16 protein-coding genes are annotated in these 20,329 nt (G+C 37.0%); 12 read left to right on the forward strand and 4 right to left on the reverse strand.

Features of this window, described 5'->3' with window-relative positions; all coding sequences use genetic code 11:
- Positions 1-99 precede the first annotated feature (99 nt).
- The 11 genes from H6G17_RS12885 (at position 100) to H6G17_RS12935 (ending at position 12,674) form a co-directional block, all read left to right on the forward strand.
- Complete coding sequence (locus tag H6G17_RS12885; RefSeq protein WP_192157682.1) at positions 100-942, forward strand: hypothetical protein; 843 nt, start codon at positions 100-102, stop codon at positions 940-942.
- Positions 943-1,107: 165 nt separating this feature from the next.
- On the forward strand, positions 1,108-1,974 hold the full coding sequence (locus H6G17_RS12890) for a glycosyltransferase (RefSeq protein WP_192157684.1): 867 nt from the start codon (positions 1,108-1,110) through the stop codon (positions 1,972-1,974).
- A gap of 50 nt (positions 1,975-2,024) precedes the next feature.
- On the forward strand, positions 2,025-3,017 hold the full coding sequence (locus H6G17_RS12895; RefSeq protein ID WP_192157686.1) for a KpsF/GutQ family sugar-phosphate isomerase: 993 nt from the start codon (positions 2,025-2,027) through the stop codon (positions 3,015-3,017).
- Between the two features lie 36 nt (positions 3,018-3,053).
- Complete coding sequence (gene kdsB / locus H6G17_RS12900; protein WP_192157688.1) at positions 3,054-3,830, forward strand: 3-deoxy-manno-octulosonate cytidylyltransferase; 777 nt, start codon at positions 3,054-3,056, stop codon at positions 3,828-3,830.
- On the forward strand, positions 3,831-5,420 hold the full coding sequence (locus H6G17_RS12905; RefSeq protein WP_192157690.1) for a glycosyltransferase: 1,590 nt from the start codon (positions 3,831-3,833) through the stop codon (positions 5,418-5,420). It abuts the gene before it with no gap.
- Positions 5,421-5,479: 59 nt separating this feature from the next.
- Positions 5,480-6,451, forward strand: coding sequence for a glycosyltransferase family 8 protein (locus tag H6G17_RS12910; RefSeq protein WP_192157692.1), 972 nt, complete (start codon positions 5,480-5,482; stop codon positions 6,449-6,451).
- Positions 6,452-6,841: 390 nt separating this feature from the next.
- Entirely contained in the window at positions 6,842-7,687 is an 846-nt protein-coding gene (gene kdsA / locus H6G17_RS12915; protein WP_192157694.1) for a 3-deoxy-8-phosphooctulonate synthase, read from the forward strand.
- Complete coding sequence (locus tag H6G17_RS12920) at positions 7,680-8,213, forward strand: HAD-IIIA family hydrolase (RefSeq protein ID WP_192157696.1); 534 nt, start codon at positions 7,680-7,682, stop codon at positions 8,211-8,213. Before kdsA ends, H6G17_RS12920 begins: the two co-directional genes overlap by 8 nt.
- A gap of 35 nt (positions 8,214-8,248) precedes the next feature.
- Positions 8,249-9,430 carry a polysialyltransferase family glycosyltransferase gene (locus H6G17_RS12925; RefSeq protein ID WP_199316692.1) on the forward strand — a complete coding sequence of 394 codons (1,182 nt, stop codon included), beginning with the start codon at positions 8,249-8,251 and terminating at the stop codon, positions 9,428-9,430.
- A 1,308-nt stretch (positions 9,431-10,738) separates the two neighbouring features.
- Complete coding sequence (locus tag H6G17_RS12930; RefSeq protein WP_192157700.1) at positions 10,739-11,587, forward strand: glycosyltransferase family 2 protein; 849 nt, start codon at positions 10,739-10,741, stop codon at positions 11,585-11,587.
- Positions 11,574-12,674 (forward strand): glycosyltransferase, encoded by a 1,101-nt coding sequence (locus H6G17_RS12935; RefSeq protein WP_192157702.1) that lies wholly within the window; start codon positions 11,574-11,576, stop codon positions 12,672-12,674. Before H6G17_RS12930 ends, H6G17_RS12935 begins: the two co-directional genes overlap by 14 nt.
- 18 nt (positions 12,675-12,692) lie before the next feature.
- Here the strand turns inward: H6G17_RS12935 and H6G17_RS12940 are convergent, their stop codons facing one another.
- The 3 genes from H6G17_RS12940 to H6G17_RS12950 all read right to left on the reverse strand — a co-directional run bounded on the left by H6G17_RS12940 (position 12,693) and on the right by H6G17_RS12950 (position 16,843).
- Positions 12,693-13,967, reverse strand: coding sequence for a tetratricopeptide repeat protein (locus tag H6G17_RS12940; protein WP_192157704.1), 1,275 nt, complete (start codon positions 13,965-13,967; stop codon positions 12,693-12,695).
- Between the two features lie 315 nt (positions 13,968-14,282).
- Positions 14,283-15,587 carry a glycosyltransferase gene (locus tag H6G17_RS12945; RefSeq protein ID WP_199316693.1) on the reverse strand — a complete coding sequence of 435 codons (1,305 nt, stop codon included), beginning with the start codon at positions 15,585-15,587 and terminating at the stop codon, positions 14,283-14,285.
- 86 nt (positions 15,588-15,673) lie between these two features.
- Positions 15,674-16,843: a glycosyltransferase gene (locus H6G17_RS12950; RefSeq protein ID WP_192157706.1), complete on the reverse strand. Its 1,170-nt coding sequence runs from the start codon at positions 16,841-16,843 to the stop codon at positions 15,674-15,676.
- Between the two features lie 904 nt (positions 16,844-17,747).
- Here H6G17_RS12950 and H6G17_RS12955 point away from each other — a divergent pair.
- Positions 17,748-18,092, forward strand: a complete 345-nt coding sequence (locus H6G17_RS12955) for a PadR family transcriptional regulator (protein WP_192157708.1) — start codon at positions 17,748-17,750, stop codon at positions 18,090-18,092.
- A 58-nt stretch (positions 18,093-18,150) separates the two neighbouring features.
- Here the strand turns inward: H6G17_RS12955 and H6G17_RS12960 are convergent, their stop codons facing one another.
- On the reverse strand, positions 18,151-19,626 hold the full coding sequence (locus H6G17_RS12960) for a helix-turn-helix transcriptional regulator (protein WP_192157710.1): 1,476 nt from the start codon (positions 19,624-19,626) through the stop codon (positions 18,151-18,153).
- Positions 19,627-20,329 lie beyond the last annotated feature (703 nt).

Genomic DNA, 20,329 nt, shown 5'->3' on the forward strand with positions numbered 1-20,329 from the left:
TCAAGACTTCGATGCTTTTTACCATGCCAGTATTTAAGGAATAGAGGGTGGTCTTGCGAACTATTTAACTCTAAAAATATCGATCGCTATCAATTAGTTGTGTTTCAAAAAACATATGATGAGGAAAATATAGCACTTGCAAAGTCCTTAAAAAGTAAAGGTATAAAAACCATATTTGACTTATGTGATAACTTGTTTGTTTATCCTGACACAGCAGATAGACAAAGAGAAAAATTACTCCAAAGCATGATCGATGCTGTAGATGCAGTATCGGTTTCAACTCCAGAAGTTGAAAAGTTAATCCATAGTAAAAAGACGCGAGTTATTGATGATGCTATTGATGAACCGCAAATAAATTCTCTGATTAATTTTTGTTTTAAACGTAAGAATTATTTTAAAAACTCTACTGAGAAGCAATTTAAAGTAGTTTGGTATGGTAGCGCCGGATTAGAAAATCCTTCTTACGGCATAGTCGATCTACCTAGCGTGTTACCATTTATAGAGAAGTTACACTCTACATTACCAGTAAGCTTAACTGTAATCAGTAGCTCTGAAACTCTTTTTAAGAAATATGTGAATGGAGTTTCATTTCCCGTAAAATATTATAACTGGAAAAAGGCTACATTCCAATATTTGTTCAAACAACATGACGTATGTATCATCCCAATTAATATCAATCCTTTTACAATTTGTAAATCAAATAATCGGCTAATTCTGTCTCTTTTGTTAGGGGTTCCTGTTATTGCAGACAAGATTCCTAGCTATGAAGAGTTTCGCGACTTTATGTTATTTTCTGATTGGCAGAATAGTTTATACACTTATGCAACAAATAAAGAGTTACGGCATCAACACATTGCTCAAGCACAAAAATACATCAAGATGAAATATAATAAAGACAGAGTTATATCACAATGGACTTCTTTGTTTCAAACACTTCTATAGTTTTTTGCTTTTAAAATAATAGATGAATTACACAAAATAAATAATTGTTACAAAATCTAGAAAATAAAAAATAACCGTTCTTCATTTTCAATTACCGTAAATTTATTAAGCCTATATATTTTTCTCAAACTCAATTTATTCAAGCTCTAGTAAAGAGAGTTTATTATGACACAAGATGAGCGAGTAAGAGTTTTTGTTGGCTCTGGTGAAGCAAGTCTTTTGGAGCGTAAAACCCTGATTCATTCTCTTCGTAGAAACACCCAAAAACCTCTTGATGTTTATGTTTTTAATGGGACGCACAACTCAATTGAATTAAATGATGGAGAGCCGTTTCTAGCTCCAATGTCTTTAAAGGTTAAATATCAAAATATAACTGAGTTTAGTCTTTATCGCTATTTAATTCCAGAACTTTGTAATTTTCAAGGTAAGGCAATTTATCTCGACTCGGATACTATTTGTCTTACAGATATTGGGACACTCTTTGAAACTCCTGTGTCAGATTACGATTTTCTAGCAAAAAAAGACGCTTATGCGGGAACCGATCTCTGGGGACTTAGCGTTATGCTAATTAACTGCAATCGGTGCCGATTCGATCTTGAATTAATTCTAGATGAAATCGATCGCGGCTTTTATTCTCTAGCAGATTTTACAGGTATGAGCCAGGCTTTTCTAGAGCGTCATTCCTACAGAATTGCTACACTCGATCCTCACTGGAATGTTTTTGACTATTGGGATCGACGCACTCATCTGATCCACTATACAAATCTTCACGCTCAACCGTGGAAGTATCAGAATCATCCTTACGGTGAGTTATGGTTTGACTATTTGAAAGAAGCTCTGGAATCTGGCTACATTACTGTAGAGGATATCAAATTGAGCATAGATAGAGGCTATGTCAGACGCAATTTATTAAAAGGTAACTTCTCAGCGGTAGGAAGTTCGGTAAATTTTCTCAAAAAAGCTTTTCACTTCATGAAGCCACTACTTGCAAAAAATCGGAGACGACTTGGCGTTTTTAATCAGCCAGCTTAACTTGTCCTCTCTCAAATCTCATATGGGCTTTTTATAGCCACAGGTTAATAATGCAACAAATATTGAGTCAGCCTTACCTCAAACAAGTTACCGAACTCCTGAAATTAGAAGCGGAAGCGATCGCTCGTGTGGCGCATCGGCTTCAGTCGGAACAGGTTGAACAAGCAGTACAGCTATTGGCTAATTGTCAAGGCAAAGTCGTTGCGATCGGTGTTGGCAAGTCAGGAATTGTGGCACGAAAAATTGCAGCTACCCTCACTAGCACGGGGATACTAGCAGTTTACTTGCACCCGTCTGATGCTCTGCATGGAGATATAGGAATTGTTTCTGCTGGGGATGTAGCTATAATTCTGAGTAACAGTGGAGAGACAGACGAGATACTAGGCATACTACCATATCTTAAATATCGGCAGATCCCTTTCATTGCCTTGGTTGGCAATCTCAAGTCAACCCTCGCTCGTAGTGCCGATGTTGCATTGGATACATCTGTTGACAAAGAGGCTTGTCCTTTCAACTTAGCACCGACAACGAGTACTACAGTTTCCTTGGCACTTGGGGATGCATTGGCAATGACACTGATCCAAGTTAAGGGTTTCACTTCACAAGATTTTGCTTTCAATCATCCCGCAGGGCGCTTAGGCAAACGTCTAACTTTAAGAGTTTGCGATCTGATGCATGGTGGTTTGGATAATCCCAAAGTCGTACCACAAGCATCTTGGTTTGAAGTGCTGCGTGCGATTAGTGAAGGTGGTCTTGGCGCGGTGAATGTCGTTGATGGTACAGGATATCTAGTCGGCATTATCACAGATGGAGACTTACGGCGTTGGTTGCAGAAGGTCAGCCTTACTAATATAGAGAGTCTAAGCGCAGGGACGATGATGACAAGCAATCCAACGGTAGTTTCTGCCGATCTCCTTGCTTATGAAGCACTGCAACTAATGGAAAACCGACCTCAGCAGCTTTCCGTATTGCCAGTAGTCGATCGAGAACAGCAATGCCTTGGTCTGCTGAGGCTGCATGATATTGTGCGTAGCGGTCTCTAAAAACTGCTTGATGTTTCGCTTCTGGGAATAGTTGAAATGAAAATCTTGGCAGTAATTCCAGCTCGTTACAACTCACAGCGCTTTCCTGGCAAACCCTTAGTAAAGATTGGCGATCGCCCCATGGTGCAATGGGTTTATGAAGCGGCAGTCAGTTGTCCTTCATTTAGTCAAGTTGTGGTAGCTACGGATAATGCAGATATAGCAGAGTGCGTGTGGAGTTTTGGTGGTGTTGTGGAGATGACTCGTACTGACCATGCTACAGGGACAGACCGAGTAGCGGAGGTAGCGGAACGTTATCCTGAGATGACTGCGATCGCTAACGTTCAGGGCGACCAACCATTTGTGACTCCACAAATGCTAACACAGCTAGTCAAACCTTATCTGCGCGGTGACTCGCCAGACATGACCACTCTAGCTTGTCCTCTAGCAGAGAAAGACTACGGCAATCCTAACGCGGTTAAGGTACTATGCGATCGTCGCGATCGCGCTCTTTATTTCTCTCGTGCGCCAATTCCTTACTATCGCAACCATAAACCAGCACCCGTCTTTCATCATCTGGGACTCTATGCTTTCAGGCGTGATTTTTTAGCAAAGTACACCAAATTAGCGCCTACACCACTAGAAGATTGTGAAGGGTTAGAGCAACTACGTGTTTTAGAGCATGGTTATCGAATCACTGTCTGCCACACTCAAACATCTACAACTGAAATCAATACGCCAGAGGATCTGTTACAGGTTCAGGTATTGCTAGCTAAAAAAACCATTCCAGTTCAGACTGATGCAATCAAAGCCAGAATTTTAGAGGCTGAATAAATGAGTTCTAGTAAAACAATTAAAGTTCTGACACTGTCAAAGTACTATCCTCGTGACAATGGTTTTATACCTGAGAACCAAAGCAACATTTATGCTTGCATGGACCCGCCTGTTGAAGCTATTGAAGCAGGGAAGGCGATCGCTCTACCTCATGGTAAGTTTAAGATCGATCTCATTCTAAAACAGTTACCCTCTGGGTGGTTGCCCGATCTAGTTTCCATCAGTTCGACTCTAATGTTGGTACAGAATCCACCGATCCCTGTGGGAATTCCTAGCTTAACTTGTCCATCAGTGATGAAGCTAATTGACAGCCATCATATGCCTCGCCCAATTCAAAATTTGATTGAGTACGCTAAGTTGGTGGGCTGTCAATATCATTGGACGGGCTATACTCGCCATCACATTCATTTTTTTGTTGAAGCTGGTTTACCGAATGTATTTTGGATGCCAGGAGCGATCTCAATTCCTCCTTATGTACCAGAATCGGTGAAAGACAAAACTTACGATGTAATCTTTCGAGGTGCTGTCGATAGTAACCACTATCATCGTCGTGAATTCTTAAAGTTTTTACAGGAAGCCGAAATAAATGTAGATTTTAGTGGAAGTCCTTATGCAGAATGTTTGGATATATACGTTCAGTCCAAAATCGTGCTGAATTGTAGTTTAAATGGAGATCTGAATCGACGGGTTTATGAAGTACTCATGGTAGGAGGTTTTTTACTAACCGATCGCCTCGCTCTACAATCTGGTCTTCCTTTGCTATTTCAAGAAGGAGTACATTTAGAGTGTTACGGCTCCAAGCAAGAACTACTCGACAAGATAAAATACTACCTCAGTCATCCTGATGCGGCAGCAGAAATTGCCCGACAAGGGCATGAACTATTTATGGCAAAATATCATCCTGAAATTCTTGTAGAAAAATTTAATCAAATCGTTTTTGATGGCAAAAGTATTCCATCTATTTTTTCAGCTCAAGATGACGTAAGAGTCACTAATATTTTTAACAGAACAATTAATGAAAATAATTTGCATTCAAGATTAAGAATTTATGAATTACTACAGGAAGTCCACAGATTAAACTTTGAAATCGATCTGCTTTATTACAAAGGTAAAAATAAATTGTTAATTGCAGATTTATCCGACTTGCCTAAATTTCAGATTACGTCGGTCAATTCATCACAAGAGCTTGCTAATACTACAAAAGATTTTGAAGTAATCATAATAGACTTACCTAATGAAGTTTCAGATTTAGAGCATCTGATCGAGCAACTCAACCCATGTATATCTGGCTGTAGTTTATTTTTAGCTTTAGGTATTTCTTCTAGTATAAAACAAAAAAGATTGAATTCATTGCTCAAATTTAAAGGATTAGTACCTACTCAATTTGTCGAAAGAGAAACCCACACTTACCTAGCTTATCAACGGCAGTTTGAAGAAACTAAAACTTTATCTCGGACGAAAAAACTTAACTTAGAATTGTTCCGCTATTCTGATATAGAAGACTATAATAACCCTCTAAAAAATAGTTCTGGCGGTATCAGGCAATTAGTTAAAAATTTAGTGCATACAATTAATGTGAGGAAAGGTTAAATGAGTGAAGTACATACACCTACGCGATCGCCAGAAAATTAAACATTAAGGATAATACAATGATTTCTTCAGATCCAGAATCTATTGTAGTCGTATGTGCTGCTGATAACAATTATGTAATTCCATTATCGGTGACGCTCAAATCTATACTTATAAATCTTAAACCTTTACAAAGAGTAACTTGTTTTGTAATAGATGGTGGTATTGAAGAAGTTAACAAACAGAAAATATTAAAATCGCTGGACTCACAACAAATTGTGATTGAATGGTTGCAGCCTACTGACGCTATTCTCAGTAAAGTGAAAGTTTCAGGTCATGTTACGGTTGCAACTTACTATCGGTTACTTATTCCCGATCTATTACCGCAGCAAATCAAGAAGGTAATTTATTTAGACTGTGACTTAGTTGTCAACGAAAATTTACAAAAATTATGGGCTATAGAGATTGACAACAGCTATCTACTAGCAGTTCAAGATATGGGAATACGTGAAGTATCAAATCCTCGCGGTGGACTTCATAACTATAAAGAATTAGGAATTCCTCCTCATTCCAAGTATTTAAACGCTGGGGTAATGGTATTTAATTTGGAAAAGTGGCGAGCCGAAAATATCAGCAGCCAAGCCATTGAGTATCTTGAGCAGAACAAAGAACATGTTTTAAACTGGGATCAAGACGGAGTAAACGCAGTTCTTGTAGGTAAATGGAGAGAACTCGATCCACGTTGGAATCAAACTCCTAGCGTGTATAAATATCGCTCGTGGAAAGACAGTCCTTTTACTGAAGAGATGTATCAATCTGTGATTCAACAGCCTTATATTGTTCATTTTGCAACTGCTATCAAGCCTTGGCATTACTACTGCGAACATCCAGCTAAAGATTTGTTCTTTCAGTATCTCGATTTGACATCTTGGTCGGGTTGGCGACCTAAAAAACCATTGAAGTACATAATAAGGTTAGGCTTACGACGATTTAGAGAAAACATAAAATCTCTGCTCAAGAGTTTTGCATGGCATCTATCTCTTTCAAGGTAACTAGAAACCTTACGCGCATCAAATCAGCTCAAGCGAGTACATCGAGTTGTTGTCTATGTTCAGATTCGATCGCTTGAGAAGTATTTTTAATGCTCGGATAAAAAAACTGAACTTTTCCATATCGACAAACTTTTGCTATTAAATCAGCATATAGATATTGCAGTTGTTCATTTTTGGCGGTTGCTTTTAGTTTAAAAGTCAATTTATTTAGGTTAAACTTTGGTTATAAGCATGAGTTTAAACTACATGTAACAGTTACGCTTAAATTGCCATTTAGTCATTTAAAAAAAACACAAATATTGATTTTTTTTAAGGTGTTACCTTTTGAAATAAAGGATGGATATCACCTAGAAAATTTGTCTAATCGCTATCTAAAAAAGAGAGCAGTTTATGGCTTGTACACAAATTACAGACACCCTTTCAATTGGTGATGGCTATCCATTAACTCTAATTGGTGGTCCTTGCGTTATTGAGTCAGAGTATTTTACCTTAAAAATGGCAGAAAAAATTCGCCAAATATGCGATCGCTTGGGTATTTCTTTTGTATTTAAATCTTCTTTTGATAAAGCAAATCGTACATCGTTAGACTCATTTCGAGGTCATTCTCTAGAGGCAGGGCTAGAAATTTTGCAACTGGTCAAAGATAGAATCGGAGTGCCGACTTTGACAGACATTCACGAAAGTTATCAAGCGGCAACTGTAGCTGAGGTTGTTGACGTGTTGCAAATTCCGGCTTTTCTCTGCCGTCAAACGGATTTGTTACTTGCAGCAGCTGCTACGGGTCGAGCTATCAATGTCAAAAAAGGTCAGTTTCTCGCTCCTTGGGATATGAAACATGTCATTAGCAAACTAGAAGCTGGTGGGACAAAGCGTATTCTATTAACCGAGCGAGGTACGAGCTTTGGTTACAACAGTCTAGTGGTAGATTTTCGCTCTTTGCCTCAATTGCGGAGTTTTAATTATCCTGTTGTCTTCGATGCCACCCATAGCGTGCAATTACCAGGAGGGTACGGTAACAAATCAGGAGGGCAAAGGCAGTTCATTCCCTACTTAGCGAGAGCAGCAGCGGCTGTTGGTATCGATGCACTGTTTATGGAAATTCATGCAAACCCTGATATAGCCCCTAGTGATGGACCAAACATGATTCCTCTAGTAAATCTCGAACATATTCTTAAACAAATACTATGTGTACGTGCCGGTTTAGAAATTGCTAGCCAAGCTGAGTTCAATGCTTAAAATCACTGAGCCTGAGTTACTATCACGTCTATTGAAGATTAAGCTTCTAGCGCTAGATGTTGATGGCGTGTTGACAGATGGTGGTCTTTACTACACAGAGAGTGGAGAAGAACTGAAGAAGTTCAACATAAAGGATGGTCAAGGACTGAAGAAATTGATGCAATTTGGTGTAGAAGTAGCTATAATCTCAGCTAACTCTTCAAAGTCAACGCTCCATCGAACTCAAAAATTAGGAATTACTCATAGCTTCATAGATGTAGAAGATAAGTTGTCTGTACTCAAAGATTTGTGCTTACAACTAAGCTTATCTTTGTCTGAAGTTGCTTATGTTGGGGATGATGACAACGACCTTCCAGTATTACAAGCGGTAGGGTGTCCTTTTACAGTTGCTGATGCCATGCCTGAGAACAAAGCTCGCGCTATATACATTACTAAAAAGTCTGGTGGGCAAGGTGCAGTTAGAGAAATCTGCGACCTTTTGATAAACTCTCGTTTAAACTTCAAAAATCAGTTTATTTGTGCTTGAAGAAGATGTACACTCCAACAAAGCTAAAGCGACTTGTGGCTTGCCAGGGTAGCATTCAACTCATCACGGCTATATCAGCGCTGACTTGCAGAGAGAAAGAGCAACAAAGTACGAACGTTGAATATGATAACTACTTAGTGATTTACGACCTTAGAACTCCTGAAAATCAGAGTAATACATTTGCTAATTTCATCAAAAAGATGGCAGAAGAAGTCTGCACTTGGCGAAAAATTGTGTATATCCAGCCCGAGCAAATGCAGGCACTTCAGGCAAAACTAAATCTTGTGAGACTAAATCTTTCAAATATTCAGCAAGTTTTCTCTTTAGTTCACAAATTAACTGGTATTTCATCTGCTGATGAAATTTATTTAAGTAAAAACTACGATATCTGGGATCGACTTTTGCTAAATGTTTATGAATCGGCTAAAAAAATTTGCTATGGAGATAGTATTGGATTGTATCTTTCGGCTTCTTCTACTGTTCTTCAAGTTGAACCAAGGAGTTTAAATTATAAATTAAAGCGATTATTGAAATCATTTATATCTACTAAAAACTCGATCGACGAAATAAATTTTGATGTTGGTTATTTCACAATAGCTAATTTTAATACTTTGAGCGCGTCTCCTCCTATGGAAGTGGTTACGGTAAACAAAGCAGTTACACTTAATATTTTTCAAAGATTAAGAGGAGTTGTCGGAAAGGTCGTAGACTCAGATTACATTAATAACCTGCATACAAAGCTCGTAAACAACTCTGTATCCATTTTGCTGACCTCAAATTTTTCTGAGGCAACTAGAATGTCTGAGGAAAATGAAATTAGTGCATATCAAAAGTTCCTTAAAATTCATAAACGAGAAGATAATACAATTTTGATAATCAAGCCACATCCAAGAGATAGCGCAGTTAAAATAGAAAAATTACAACATAGCCTAAATAGACTCTTTTCAGAAGTAATAGTGATTTCTGAGCTAAGTTGGTTTTTTCTCCCTTTTGAACTCTTCTTAATGGAAGTATTTTTGGATCGAAACTTAGTCCCTCAGTGCGATATAAAAATATTTGCATTTAGTTCTGCTTGTTTATCTTTAAAATTTCTTTTTAATCTTCCTTGCATTATCGGTTTTGGCAGTGAGATTACACATCAATCATTCTATGACGAACAAGTCAATAAAAGAATACAGCATGAATTAGAGCTTAATTACTTACTTCAACAGATATAGGGCGATCGCCCCATTAAATTTAAGATTATTCATGCAATCTATTGTATTCTTTAAGACTTCTTCTATCATTCTAAAAGACTATGGAAATAAGCAAAAGAATTAACTCGACAAAAGCAAGTGCTATACGCGAACCATTGAATTACTTTCGATATGCCTTAATTCTATACTGCTTGATAGTTATATTTGTAATTCCATTTCAATCTTTTTTTCCACATGCAAAACTATTTTTACCAATAATTGCTTTTATTTTAATTTTACAACTTATTGTTTATAAGACCAAGATAAAGCTTATAGATACTATAATTGTGTGTTTGATTTTAATAGCTTCTTCATTACCAGTGTCATCTTTGGTTTTGTTTAGATACACGCTACCTATATGCTTTATTCTGATTGGTTTTAATGATAATAAACCTACGTTACTTAAAAAAAACTATCTTACTATATTATATTGGATTTGTTTACCTTCAATTCTTTATCAACTAGTTGTATATAGAAATCAGTTTTTTGATGGTGTAGCGAGGATTACTTTAAGTGTTGGAGATCATAACATATCGGGATTATTTATGTTATTGTTCTTCTTTTTTTGCTATAAAAATAAATTTAGAATTGGTATAGGTTTATCGCTTCTTTGTGTAGGTTTTTTTCTGAGCCGAAACTATTTTATTAGTATATGCGTCTTTTTTTTGATTTTGTTATTTGAAGCTCCATTTTCAAAAATACTCAGCAAAATTCACTTTGCTTATATTTTTATAACTGTTAATTTTCTAGTAATTCTACTCAGCTATTATTGGATTACAAATGTAGAAACTTCCAGTTTATTATACGATAGTGGAGCTAGTCGTCTATTCTCTTTTAGTTCTTTTAATGATAGTTCTAATTTAGATAGATTTGAAGCCAACGTTTTTCTAATCCAATCTTATTTGAACAATCCGGTACTAGCTTTCCAGGGTTATAGAGATACCTACGGAAGCGTGTTTCAACCACTTCGCTTATTAATACATCAATCATTTCTTGAAGTTTTTGCATATACTGGGGTTCCCTTTAGTTGCTTGTATTTTTTCGGTTTTGTAAGAGTTGTCATGCGATTCTATCATAAAGATAATTTTAAATATATTTATTCATATTTGACTTTTACTTTATTTTTACATAGCTCTTTACAAGGAGCAACACTCACGCTTTTTATCTTGATTTTAAGTTTACCTTCAAAAAGTAAGAGATTACACCCATATTAGCAATCTAAAATTGATTAATGAAATCGAGCTATTTGCATATATGTTTCGAGTTTAGCTATCTCAACATAGCACTTTTATGAAAATATCTATTGTTACTCCAGTTTTCAATTCTGTAACAACAATTGAAAAAACGATTCTGAGTGTGATTTCTCAAAAAAGAAACTTTCCCTTAGAATATATTGTAATTGACGGTGGTTCGACTGATGGTACTATTCAAATCATAAACAAGTATGCAGACCAGATAAATTTGTTTATTTCAGAACCAGATCGTGGTCCTTATGATGCCATGAATAAGGGAATAAACCATTCAACAGGTGATGTTATAGGCATAATTAACTCTGATGATTGGTATCACGATAATGCGATCGCAACGGTCGAGCAAGAATTTTGTCGAAATCACGACATTTCCGTTCTCTATTCACCTATAACAAATTACTATAAAGGAGAATATGTTGCTACTTTTGTTCCTGGCGAGCTAGATAAACTTTTATTTAGATTTACGCTCAACCATCCATCTTGCTTTATCACAAAGTCAGCATATAATCTAGTAGGCTTGTATAACTTAGAATACCCGATCGCAGCAGATTACGATCTGATTCTTCGCTTATTTGTATCTGGCGTAAATTTTCATTATGTGAGTACGCCACTTGCCTCTTATTCATTAAGTGGAATGAGTTCTTCTGCCATACCTTTTGATAGAATTAAATTAATTCGGGAGTGCTGGAAGATTAGCTGTAGCCATTCTAACCAAGTTTCTAGGGAAATGGAGCTTCAGCGATGGAACGTATATAGAGCCTGGGTTTTCAACGAGTTATTCGCGCTCCCAACTAGGTATTTTCTTAAACCTCCACTAGCTAGAAAGCTGAAGTCTTTTCTAAGTAGATATCTTGGAAAGCCAGTGTCGGATACTTATGGTAAATGGTAGTTTTTCTATGTCAAGAATCTTGTTTATCTCTGCCCAGGCTCCCACTAACCAATATCCACAAGCTGGACAAAGGATTGCCTTTACACATCTTGCAGAATATGCCATTGCTAGTGAAGTCGTTGATATAGTGGTTATAGCTAATAAAGTTGAGTTGGACGCTGCCAAAGATTTAGTTGCAAATTTTGGTAGTAACCTCTACACATATCCACTCCATCAGTTCGACAAAATTACTAATTGCTTAACTCATTATCAAGTTCCCCTGAAGTTTGCTTCTCGTCTTATTAATACAGTCGAGAGAAGCATTCAAAAACTTCTTATGACTAATATTTATGATACAATTCATTTTGAATGTTCTCATGCTGCCATATATTTTGAAATCATTGAAAAGTATATTAATCCTAATCAAACGAAGACTGTAATTAGTTTAAGAGATGTGTGGACTCAAGTTTTTTTGAGACAGTCTGTCAGTAATTTTTTCTATGGTATTGAAGTAGCTAGAACTTTCCATTATGAACGGCAACTATACTCCCGTATCGGTGAGTTATGGGTATCATCTACCAAAGATCGTGACCTTTTAACTTCTTTATTTTCTATACCCAGTGAAAGGATTACTATCAAGCCTCACCAAGCTAGTTGTTTTGTGTATCGAGTGCAGCGTTGCTTAGAAAAGATAGAGAAAAAAAGTCTCTTGTTCTGGGGAGCTATAGGAAGACCAGAGAACGAACAAGCAATTCTTACCTTTGTCGAGCAGTGTTTTAAGAAGCTGGTTCAACACGATCGAGATTTTAAACTTTACATAGTTGGCTCTAATCCCTCTCAAAAAGTTTTGGCACTTGCTTGTAAACAGATTATAGTTACAGGGTTTGTTGAAGATCCAACTGAGTTTTTTGAAAAAGCTGAAATTGGAATAGTTCCTCTATTTAAGGGAGGTGGGATTAAACTAAAAACTCTAGAAATGCTAGAAGCTGGCTTGCCAGTTATTGCTACTACTGTAGGTGCTGAAGGAATTGTAGATCGGAGGAAAAAATTAGTAGTGAGTGACAATTTTGAAGAATGGTTCGATTTGATCCGCGTAATGATAAGGTAAAGCTTTTTTGGCTCCGCTTTATTTTTCTAAATTTCTTTCTGGTTTTAATAAGGTAGCAGAGCAATTGGCATTGCTGACAGCAGTTCCCATTTTGTTAGAACGTAGCTTAACTAAAGTTTTAATAAAGTTAGCTCGGGTAAAATCGGGAGCAATTTCTATAGCGCGATCGCAATCTTTCAACGCTGCTACTAAATAATTTAATGATAAATTCACTTCAGCTCTTACAACATAAAAGTGTGGTTCGTCAGGTTCGAGAATAATTGCTTTTGTATAATCAGCTTTTGCTGCTCTCAACTGATTACTTTGAAAGTAAAGTTCTCCTCTTTCTATATAAGCCAAAACATTTTCTGGATTTTGTTCAATTACCTGGCTCCAATCAGCGATCGCTCCTGAAATATCACCTAGATTTTTTCTCACCCAAGCTCTATCTGCATAACAGTACATGCACTTGCGATCTAGTGATATCGCTATATTATAATGTTCTAAAGCAGATGATAGTTGTCCGAACTGACATAGCAACGCCCCGCGCTTATGTTGCAAAAAATGCTCGTCAGGACACAACTCGATGGCGCGATCGTATTCAGAAAAAGCTGCGGCTAATTCTCCAAGAGATTCTAAAATCTCTCCGCGATATGTATAGGCAGCAACAACATTTTTCGGATTAGTTTTATCTCGATGAATTACGGCTGCATAATCATCTAATGCTGCTTGTGTTTGAGCTAATTTTTTGTAAGCATTACCTCGATTCAAATAAGCAATCGCAAAATCAGGGTTAAGCGCGATCGCTTGAGAGAAATCAGCCACCGCAGCATGATAATCTCCAGTTCTCACCCATATATAGCCTCGATTCAAATAGCTATCACTGCGATCGGGTGCAGTGTCAATAGCCGTAGAAAGGTCTTTTAATGCCGCACTATAATCATTTAAGTAGCTATAAGCATTTGCTCGATTAACATGCGCTTGAATTTTATTTGAGTCAACCTCGATTGCTTTAGTAAAATCAGCAATAGCAGCTTCAGCATTCTGCTTTTGCTCTAGGTAAGTTATTCCTCGGCAAATATAAGCTTTATAGTGTAGCGGATCGATTTTTATTGCTAGATCGTAGTCAGAGATTGCTTTATCTGACATTTTTAAAATACTATAAAGGTTGCCTCGACTGTATATAACTTCCACTAAACTCGGATCGAGCTTAAGAGCTTTGTTAAAATATAAAAGTGCTATTTTAACATTACCTTCAAGTAACGCATGTAAACCATATTGCTTGTACTGCCAAGCTTGAAATTCTTTTACCATAATTTACTTGGATACTTCGATTGGATGTGGAAATGATAATACTCCTGAACTTTTCTGTATAGACAAACTTTATCTATCAAGAGAACATATTGATATGACACCAATCTAAGTGTCAAAGTTCTCTTACATAGAGGTGATTTAGTACTACACAATCTACAAGTTGTTAAGAGAAGACACTCAGAGTGCGCTCTAACAATCTTAGTAAATAGAAGACGTTTGTTTCAGTTTCGTTTGTAGCAGTATATTTGGATAAGTCTTTCAAATTTCTATTAGCTATGCGATCGCAGCAAAGCTTAATACTGTAAGTGGCAAAAGTTATAGCTTTACTAACTTATGAGGTGAAATAGTCTTCAATGTGATGTATTTAAGTACATTTCTCATGTAACTAAGATCGCTTTTCTCAGCTTTCTGTAGCCTTTCAGTTGCAAACTGCAAAACTCGCTCCGCTCGTCCATCCCAAGTAAAATTATGTACTTCTTGAAAAGCACAATCGGCAATAGTCTTAGCTAATAAAGGATTATTTAATAGAGTATCTATTGCTAATTTGAATGAGAGTGGTTCATCAGGTTCTGCCAACAGTGCATTTTCTCTATGTCGCAATACTGTTGCTATAGTCGGTAAAGCTGAAGCGACAATTGGTCTCTTAGCAACCATATAATCAAATAGCTTCAACGGACAAGTAGCTTCAGCCAGTTCCCAATACTTACTGGTAGGAAGAATTAGAATGTCTGCGGCATATAGATATAATGCTAGCTCAGATTGTGGTACGTGACCAAAAAATTGTATGTTTTGTAAATTCATCTGTTGACAAGTTGCTTTTACCCGGTTGATATCATCAATCCATCCTCCTACTAAAACAAATTCACATTCTGGCATCAGACTAGCAGTTTTCAAAATTGTTGGTATGCCTTTATAATCGTACAAATGCCCTGAATATAAGATAATTTGACTGTCTTGTTGTAAAGATAACTTTTGGCGGGCTAAAGATTTAGTTTGATAAGGAAGAAAATTTTTAATGTCTACGGCATTAGGAGCTACCAATGTTTTTTCAGGAAGCAAACCATGATTTAAATAGTTCTCTGCAAGTTGAGGTAATGTGGTAACAACACCAAGCAAGTTCTTGTTATCGAATAACTTTTTACATGTAGAACTAAGTTTTTCTGAAACTGGTTCGTGCCATTCCCAAAGCACAGGTATACACATTCTTAGCAAAATTTCAACCACAGGAAACGAACGAGTATAAATTAAGCAAGGAGCTTTAAAACAAGCGTATAAAATAGCTAGTTTATAAAAGATAAAATTTTCATAATTTTGGGGAAAAGGATATTCGATCTTAATATGCAGTGGTAGGCGAACTAGTTTAAATTTATCATACAAACCATACCAAGCTTGAAATTCTGAATCTATGCCTTTTAAAACTGAAAAAATATCTCCGCTAGTAACCAATTCAAAATTTCCAACTTTTTGAGAAAAAGCCTGCGCCATTTTAGCAGTTTGAATTGAGTGAGCCATTTTTGATGGTAGGTTTCCTTTAGATACATAAATTAGAGATTTTAGCGTTTCCATTTCACTTTTTTTGATAAGTTGTTTTTTGATGATACCAATGATTAGTACATGCAAAACCTATATACTATTGCTCGTATTTTCATGCTTAACCTTTCGCTTTGATAACACTAGTATATATAATATTTGCGATCGCGAAAACACTAGTTAAATCGAGTCACTGCTGTTTTTGGAAGATTGTTAGTTGCTTTTGCTAAAACTTCAGATACGACCTCTGTGTATCGAGCAAGACTGAATGTCTCCAATACTTTTTCACGAGTTTGCTTCCAGTCTACAGAATAAGCCGAACCGCTAGCGATCGACACAATTGATTCAGCAATCGACTCAGGTGTGTTTTCGCAAGTCCATAACTCTGTTTCTGGATTAAAAAACTCTCTCAAAGCCGGAGAATTCATGGTTAATGTAGGTAATCCTAATGAGAGGGCTTCAATCAACTTATTAGGAATAGCATGATACGCCTTATCTGTATTACCAAAAATACCTAATGCTAGATCGCAATAATTAACTAGATATTTAGGTAAGGAACCATTAATAAAGTTTAAATCTTTTCTTAGAAAAACTATAGATTCAAGCTGATATGACCGAATTTTTTCTACATAATTGTAAAAAGCTTTATTGTCTACACCAAAAAAGTTACAAGTAAATCGCAAGTTTCTTTCTCGCAAAATTTTTATTGCTTGTAATATGTTATCCAATCCATGTAAAGGAATAAATGTTCCCCACCAACAAATATTTAATTTGCCATCTTGCATCCAGCTTCTGTTGGGAAGCAAACAAGAAACATTACACAGAGGAGCTATATAAACTTTTTTTCTGTCAATATCAGTATTCAGAATCTGTTCCCAGTAAGTTAACTCTTGATTGGAGCTATGGATGAGATAGTCTGATTTCTTTAACGCTAGTATATCTTTTTCAATATATGATTTAGCGAGTTTGCTTCCATCGCCAACTCTTTTTCTATCCCTCACTTCAGTATCGTAAAGCGAGATATACATTTCAACTATGACTTTTTTCCTAAAAAGCTTTGCTACAAAAATAGTACTTTTGATGAAAATAGTATTCATTGGCAATAAGTAAATTACATCCGTAAATGCAGCTTTTATTAAAAGTTCAATCCAGTAAAACTTAGTTAATGTTTTTTCAAGTAAAGAGCTTTGCGTACTTAAGTTTACATAATAAAAGCTAGGACATAATTGAGAAACAAAATAATTTTTGGAACTAGATAAAAACTCGATGAGAGCTTGAGAACGACGATCTACGCGAGAAATATTGCCACAGAGCAAAACCTTGGCTTGGTTGATGGGTGCTAGCATTGAAGTAATATTTTTGAGAATTGAACTATTGGCGAAAATACATGAAACTATTTTTTAAGTACCGTGTTCTCTTCTTGCTTGAAATGTTGAAACATCTCATATTAAATAGTGAAAAAAACCGAATTAACTTTTATAATAATTTAGTTAGTGCAAGCTATATCTCAACAATTGCACCTATGCAGGGATGAAAGACGTAGCTTAATAGAAATTGAATTTCATGAAAAACTCGAATTGCTACTTTGTAAATTACAATACATTATCCAAGCTTTCATCCTGTTTAATGAAACTTCAGACTTAACTAACAGCATGTGCTTTTTTACACGATAAATATTATTAAGTTGTAAAAATCAACGATGAACTAAAAATATTTCAGACTCTGACTTGTGTTGCTTAAGTGCACTCTTAGTGTCTTCTCTCACAATCTATAACGCCGCGATCTATAACGCCCATAGCGCTACTTTACTTGTATTAATAATTTTAGTATTGATAGTTAAATTAGTCACTTAAAACTCTATTGAATAATGGTTTTTACTGTCATGAATTTAATAATTATATTTTTGCTTTATCATCATGTTCAGTTATAAGTCAGTTTTTGTCAATACATAAAAGTTACAGAAAAGTTCAGGACAAGGAGCGAAATTGTCTTTACAAATATGCAAAACGCAAACATCAAACACAAGACAAGGAATAGGCTCTATCTTACTATTCCGCTTTGTGAACTATGGTTTACTGGTGCTAGCACTGCTCGATCTCCTAGAGATACTCGTCCCCATGCGCTTGCTAAATTCAGTGGGATTTTTGTGACTAGCACCGTTGTTAGTGCTTGACACTTTGCGGCTTCAAATCAAAATGGATGCTCGCACCCAATTGTCAATCTTGTTTTATTACAATTCCTTAACCTTTAATGCAGCTTGAAGATATTTATCAATATTTTGCCAATCCTCCAGAGATTTATCTTTGCCAAGAGCAAGCAGTTTGTTATATCCTGTCGGTCTTGCTTGAAGGTGAATCTTATGGCTCTGGATTGATTCAAAAGCTCGAACGTGAAGAGTCTCGCTATCGCCTCTCCGATACCGTGTTATATGCAGCGCTGAAATTTCTCGAAGATGAAGGAGCGCTCGCGGGGTACTGGCAAAAACTAGAGGGTCGCGGTCGTCCCCGACGAATGTTCCGGCTCAATCACCAATGGCAAGATGAAGCACGAAAGCTAGCAAAATTATGGAGCGATAGCATCACCAAATGTAAATAAATCAGTCAGCCTTTTAGGCGCAGAACGCCTCTGCTGCGGGATAGCTGGGCGATCGCTTCTACGATTTCATCTCCAATTTTTCGAGTAATTTAGGCAGATCCTTCTGAGATACTTGGCGATGCTCGGTTTCGATCGCATCAACCCAAGATATACTTTTCCCCATTGTTGCGGCAAAGAAAGCCCTCGACCAGCCTTTAGCTTTTCTAGCTTCTCTAATCGCAGCACCAGATGGCGGCTGTTGTTTGGGACGTTCCACGCCTCTAAGCTGGTTTGGCGACTTGGCAATCTCTGCCAGCGCTGCTTCTGGTAAATCGAATCGCCATGTAGCATCTAAAAGTTGACTCCAGAAGCCGATTGGTCTTTTCGCACCATCGTTATTTATCAACCACGCTGGACCAGTTTCTACCTCGACTCGCCATCCAGTCGCTTCAATTACTTTCAAGTCAGTCGCCAAATCGTCAGCTAGTTGCCGTCGTAGTTGCCGATCTTGCTCTGCTACCGCAATTTTAGCCATACCATACGCAATTTGCATCAGAGATTTGCCGGAAAAGACTTCGCGGCATCCCGGCTTGACTTGAAAAATCAGCCAAATTAGCATTCGAGCTGCACCAGCATTTTGCTTACCAATGCTAAACAGCGTTTGTACTGTTTTTTTGGTAATAACTCCCGTATAGTAATAGTACTCAGACTTATTTAAAAAGTACTTCGCCCACAATCCAGGTTGAACGATGACTTTTAAACCTGTCAGCTTCGGATTGCCTGCCTTATCTGTCTCAAAATCTCTTGCAACATTGACATTCCAGATTTTTAAATCGGCTACGGTAAAGGCTCCTACCTTGCCTTGTTTTTCCCAAACTACGTGAGCTAATATCTGTGCAGGCTGTCGTACCAGGTCATACAGAATTGTCAGTTGCTCATGTCTGCATAAATCTCTACGTTTGATTAATCCGGTGTATTCCAGCAGTTGTTTATCATCTAATAGAAACTCACTTTGCCACGGATTATGCAGATTTGCAGCAGCGGCGCAATAAATTAGATGAATAGCGCCTGCTCTAGGATCGAATCGATCTATGACAGCTAAAGCTGCTGTCTCAGATATGGTGTCAGGAGACAAGTTTTCTAAATTGTCAGTGACGTAGTAAGAGATCGTGCCTTTTTTGCCATCAGCTGCTTTTTCATAGCTCAAATTGTTTTGGGTTTCGGTCTTCCAGGGTAGATCGCGCTTTTGAGATAACACTTCTGCCACTCCATGCAACAAGAGTGACAAAGCTGCAAAACTCGTCTTGCCATCTGGAAACAGAGAAGCTTTCTTGAATGGTTTGGTTGGAGATTTCAGCTGCCTAGACTTCAGAAGAATCTCTTTGACAGTCCCCAATTTACTTGTCTGAGGTGACGTGGTAGTTGATTCTGTAGCGATCGTTTCTTCGCGGTCTACTTCGGTCTTGCCTGTGTCATTTCGCCGAAGAATAACTATTTGTATTGCCAGTTGAAGCAGGCTTCCAAGCCGATTACGCAGTAATTCTGGTAAATTCATTTCTTGCTTGGTATACCGATCGCATTCATCGGATTTTTTGCTCTTGCTGGAAACGCAAATTATTGCATCTCCATCTAAACATATCTCGGATTCAACGATATTTTCCTACCTAATTTGGTAGAACTTGCGGGGTTTGTTGAAGTATTAATTACAGGAATGCTGATTAAGTGAAAGTGTACGAGTCAATCCGATCTATCAAAAGGTATAGTCTAAAAGTAGTACTGATAAAAGTAGGCGATCGCATAAGTGCCGTCTTCATCAGCAGATTTGAGCCGATTGGATTTAGTATAGTTCTAAAGTACTAGTATCGTCTCATTTTTTCCCAAACGGGTTGAATAAATTTGCTTTAAACAGCATCAAAATCTTACCGAACAATAGTTTTACAATATTACATCTACTGCTAGAAACAAGTCACACTTTTGCTAGAAACAAGTCACACTTTTTCATTATAGTGCTTAGATTTAAAATACTTACATTAAAATCTTACATTTTTAGCTCAAACTGAAAATGTAAGGGCTATTGAATTGATCGAATAATATATTTTTCTAAATCTACGGTTTTAGAGATAGCCTCAAAGTAAAATCATTGTAAATGAAGTAATAAAAAACCTTGCAGCCTGTAAGTTTTAGGGAATGTTACTCAATTAACACAGAGATTGCTCGCCATAACGAAGTCAAATATCTGTCTGCATGAGTAGTGAAAA

Source organism: Chroococcidiopsis sp. [FACHB-1243], from assembly GCF_014696895.1.
Lineage (GTDB): Bacteria > Cyanobacteriota > Cyanobacteriia > Cyanobacteriales > Chroococcidiopsidaceae > Chroococcidiopsis.